Source organism: Nonlabens dokdonensis (assembly GCF_002162835.1).
Taxonomy (GTDB): Bacteria; Bacteroidota; Bacteroidia; order Flavobacteriales; family Flavobacteriaceae; genus Nonlabens; species Nonlabens dokdonensis_B.
On the sequence record NZ_MAAX01000033.1, the window covers coordinates 1 to 2,296 of the forward strand.

Genomic DNA, 2,296 nt, shown 5'->3' on the forward strand with positions numbered 1-2,296 from the left:
TGAATCCTTTTGAAGCATCTTATTTCTTTTTTGACATTTTTCTGTGCAGTTTTGAGTACTGCGCAAGAGTTACCTTCACTTAATAATTATGAGCCGTCTACTTACAAGGCTGGTAATCAAAACTGGATGATCAGTGAATCTGATGATCATTTTATTTATGTTGCAAATAATAAAGGGCTGCTAGAATATAATGGATCACAATGGACATTATATCAAACGCCTAATGAAAGTATAATGCGATCTGTAAAAACTCAAGGTGACCGTATTTATACAGGTTGTTATATGGATTTTGGGTTTTGGGAGCATGATGCTACTGGTACTTTATCATATACTTCTATTGTAGAAAGTTCAAAATTTGAATTACAAGAAGACGAGCAATTCTGGAATATCATTGCAAGAGATGATTATATACTTTTTCAATCGCTAAGTCATGTTTATTCTTACAATAAAGAAAATGGTGAGGTAACTCAAATAGCTGAGCAATCTGAAATTAATAAATTTTTTGAAGTAGGAGATTCTTATTACTACCATGTATTAGGAGTAGGGTTATTTCAAGTAGTTGATGGAGAATCTAAATTACTAGGAGCAGTAGAATTCTTTAAAAGTGAAACTATAGTTCTTGTTTATGAATTTGATTCAAAGATTCATATTGTTACTCAAAAGGCGGATATATATGAGTTTGATGGTGAGAAGGTTACTAAGATTGCCGCTTCACAATTTGATGAACAAATTACTGTTTACAGTGCCTCTTTACTAAGTGACGAGACTCTCATGTTGGGCACTATATCTCACGGAGTAATATCTATGAACCTTGCAGGTGAGGTTAACTACACAATGAATCAAAGTGATGGATTGCTCAATAATACTTGTCTGTATGTATTTGAGGATAGTGCACAAAATGTTTGGATAGGACTAGATAACGGTATCAGTTCTATAAATATTGATTCTCCATATAAAATGTTTCATGATAAAGATGGTGATTTAGGAACTGTATATGCGTCTTTTCAGGATGACGACTTCTTGTATATAGGAACTAATCAAGGACTTTTCTATAAGGAGACTTTAAAGGATGACTTTATTTTTATAGAAGGCACACAAGGTCAAGTCTGGTCTATAGACAAAATAGGTGAATCACTTTTTTGTAGCCATCACTTAGGCGTTTTTGAAATTGAAAAAGATAAAGTTAACTATATAGAAAAAACTTCAGGAGCATGGGAAGTTCTTTCTATACCTAATCATGATGATTTAATACTCGTAGGAACTTATAAAGGGTTACAAGTGATTGAATCAAACGCTGATAAATGGGAGTTTAGAAATAAGATTGATGGATTTGATATAAGCTCTAAAGATGTTGTTATTTATGATTCAGATGTATTTGTGAATCATGAGTATAAAGGGTTATTTCACTTAAAAATTGATAACAACTTTAATCAATTAATAGAGCCTTATAAAATTGAAGAATTGGGTAAAGGAATAGGCTCTGATATAACTGTTTATAAAGGTAGATTATTATTTTCTAAACGTGGAGCCATTTATATCAAACAAGAGCCAGAAAGTAAGTTTGAGAAAAATATGGAGCTAAGTAGTTTAGTTAGTCCCAATATATATACATCAGGAACTTTTATTCAGAACAATGGTTATCTATGGCTATTTAATATGCAGGGAATTCACAAGATTAATATAGAAGACATAAATGGAAATTATGAAATTGAAAGTATTCCTTTAACCTTTGATCTAAGAAGAGAAAAAATAGGGTATGAAAATTTAACTAAAGTAGGGTCTAAAGTTTACTTGATAGGAACCTCATATGGCTATACTACCGTTCAAGAGGATTATAAATATAATAAAGAACATAAAGTATATATCAATTCAATAAAACGATATGAAAAGAATAAGGCAGTAGCGCTTAACAAAGAAAATCCTAATGAAATTCCTTACTCAAATAATATCACAGAAGTTAGCTTTTCATCACCTTATTACAACACTTTAAGCAATATTGAATATAAATATAGATTAGTCGGTCAGTACGATGAATGGAGCAACTGGACTAAATTAAGTGAAGTAAGATTCAAAAATTTGAGTTATGGCGATTATATTTTTGAGGTTAAATCTCGAGTGAATACTGTAATGAGTAAAAATATAGCTAAACAGGAATTTACTATAGCTAGACCATACTATTTAACTACAGGAGCGATTGTTCTATATGTCGTACTGCTTGCCTTATTGATAATTGGTTTAAATGTTGCTTATATATGGTACTTCAAACGTCAAAAAGAATCCGCTTTACAAAAACAAC

1 protein-coding gene is annotated in these 2,296 nt (G+C 31.0%); it reads left to right on the forward strand.

Features of this window, described 5'->3' with window-relative positions; all coding sequences use genetic code 11:
• Positions 1 to 51 precede the first annotated feature (51 nt).
• The coding region (locus A9Q93_RS02105; RefSeq protein ID WP_303685731.1) for a triple tyrosine motif-containing protein at positions 52 to 2,296 on the forward strand (2,245 nt) is incomplete at its 3' end.